Annotated in this window: 3 protein-coding genes; 2 read left to right on the top strand and 1 reads right to left on the bottom strand. The window is 63.6% G+C overall.

Features of this window, described 5'->3' with window-relative positions:
• The coding region (locus EN879_RS32360; protein ID WP_127274537.1) for a cytochrome c peroxidase at positions 1-989 on the top strand (989 nt) is incomplete at its 5' end.
• 1 nt (position 990) lies between these two features.
• On the opposite strand, the gene EN879_RS32355 is transcribed toward EN879_RS32360, so the two are convergent.
• On the bottom strand, positions 991-1,443 hold the full coding sequence (locus tag EN879_RS32355) for an Lrp/AsnC ligand binding domain-containing protein (RefSeq protein WP_013531233.1): 453 nt from the start codon (positions 1,441-1,443) through the stop codon (positions 991-993).
• Positions 1,444-1,606: 163 nt separating this feature from the next.
• Between EN879_RS32355 and EN879_RS32350 the strand changes: the two genes are divergently transcribed.
• Positions 1,607-2,368 (top strand): proline dehydrogenase family protein (locus EN879_RS32350; protein WP_206521048.1); only part of this gene is annotated, 762 nt, incomplete at its 3' end.

Here is a 2,368-nt window from a genome sequence, read left to right as displayed (position 1 = left end):
GCGGTGCCGGGTCGGTATCCTGTTCGACCTGCCACAAGATCGACCGCCAGTTCCAGGACGACCTGCCGCAGGCGGTCGGCGTCGGCCACACCAACCGGCGCACCATGCCGCTGGCCGGCGTGGCGCACGATCCCTGGTTCTTCTGGGATGGCCGTCGCGACAGCCTGTGGGCGCAAGCGTTGACGCCGCTCGAAAATCCACTGGAGCAGGCGGGAAACCGCGCTGCCTACGCGCATTACATCAAGGCGCGCTTCGGCGAGCGCTATGAGCGCATTTTTGGGCCGCTGCCCGATTTTTCCGGCATGCCGTTGAATGCCAGCCCACTTGGAAACGATGCCGAGAAAGCAGCCTGGAATGCCATGAGCAGCGCGCAGCGCGACGCCATCAACGGTGTCTTCGTCAATATCGGCAAGGCGATTGCCGCCTTCGAACGCTCGATCGCGCCCACGCCAGCGCGCTTCGACCGCTTTGCGCTGGACCTCGCCACCGGTGCCGAGCCGAAGGGCGATGCTGTCTTTTCCAAACAAGAAATCCTTGGGCTTAAACTGTTCATCGGCAAGGCCAATTGCGTGACCTGTCACAACGGCCCGCGCTTCACCGACAACAGCTTTCACAACACCGGCGTGCCGCCTGTTGCGGGCCTGCCGCCGGATCGCGGCCGCATCGATGCCGTGCACCAAGTCGAGGCCGACCCGTTCAACTGCCTTGGCGCCTATCGGGACGGCGAGGTTGCCGCCTGCGGCGAACTGCGCTTCATGGTCAAGAATGCGCCACAACTCATCCGCGCCTACAAGACGCCGTCTCTGCGCGGTGCGGCAACGCGACCGCCCTATATGCATGCCGGGCAGTTTTCGTCGCTCGACGAGGTCGTGGCGCACTATGCGAAGGCCGCGCCCAGCGTCGAAGGGGTATCAGAGGTTCACCCGTTGGAGCTTTCAGACCGAGAACGCGCTGCTCTGGTGGCGTTCTTGAAGACGCTTTCGGAGTGATCTACCGATCCTTCACGGTCTCCATCGCCACAAAGGTCGAGGTCTGGGCGACATGGGGCAGGGCCGAGATGCGCTCGCCGAGGACGCGGCGGTAGGCGGCGATGTCCCTGGTGCGGACTTTCAGCAGATAATCGAAGCTCGATGCCATCATGTGGCACTGTTCGATCTCCGGCACAGCCTGTACGGACCGGTTGAAGGCGTCGAGCGCGGCGGATCTGGTGTCGGACAATTTCACCTGGACGAATGCGACATGGCCTTCGCCCATGCGCTCGCGGTCGACGATCGCCTGGTAGCCTCTGATATAGCCGTCCTTCTCAAGCCGCTTCACCCGCGCCTGCACCGGCGTCTTCGACAGGCCGACCTTTGCGGCTAGTTCTGACATGGAAAGCCGGCCATCGCTTGCAAGTGCGGCCAGGATATTCCGATCTATGCGGTCCAATTGGTCTTCTGTCATCGAAATCGCAGTCCAAATGTCAATTATATGCCGCTAGGATAGATCGAATGACCTGCAATGTCGATTTCTTTGGACCGGCCGAAATTTTGCACTTGTGCTAGCTTGCGCCATTCGGTCCGGTGACCGCCGGCCCGATCCCCTTTGCTCGATCCACGGGACCGCCATGCCAGCGCTCGATGCCATCCGCCAGCAGATCCGCGCCAACTACCTGCCCGACGAAGACGAGGCCGTGAAGCGGCTTGCCGAGGCGACGGGGCTCTCCGGGAAAGACCGCAAGGCGATCTCGGCTCGCGCCGCCGATCTGGTGCGCGCGGTGCGCGGCTCGTCGGATCCAAGGCTGATGGAAGTCTTCCTCTCCGCGTACGGTCTCTCCACCAAGGAAGGCGTGGCGCTGATGTGCCTGGCCGAGGCACTGCTGCGCGTGCCCGATACCGAGACGATGGACGACCTCATCGCCGACAAGATCGCGCCGCACGACTGGTCGGCGCATTCGGGCGGTTCGAGCTCCATCTTCGTCAACGCCTCGACCTGGGCGCTGATGCTGACCGGCCGCGTCCTCGACGAAGGCGAGGGCGGCATCGAGGGCACGCTGCGTTCTATGGTGCGGCGGCTGGGCGAGCCGGTCATCCGCAAGGCGGTGGCCGCCGCCATGCGCGAGATGGGCGAGCAGTTCGTGCTCGGCCGCACCATCACTGAAGCCGTCAAGCGCGGCCGGCCGATGACCCAGAAGGGTTATCTCTATTCTTTCGACATGCTGGGCGAGGCGGCCCGCACCGAGGCCGACGCCTTGCGCTATCACAAGGCCTATGCTGACGCGATTTCGTCGCTCGATTCCGGCTCCAACGGTCCTGACATCAGGCAGAACCACGGCATCTCGGTCAAGCTTTCGGCGCTGCATCCGCGTTACGAGGTGGCGCAGAAGGAC

This window comes from Mesorhizobium sp. M7A.F.Ca.AU.002.02.1.1 (assembly GCF_003998535.1).
Classification (GTDB): Bacteria; Pseudomonadota; Alphaproteobacteria; order Rhizobiales; family Rhizobiaceae; genus Mesorhizobium; species Mesorhizobium ciceri.
Note: the sequence above shows the minus strand (reverse complement) of the source record. Positions and strands in the feature narration are given on the sequence as shown.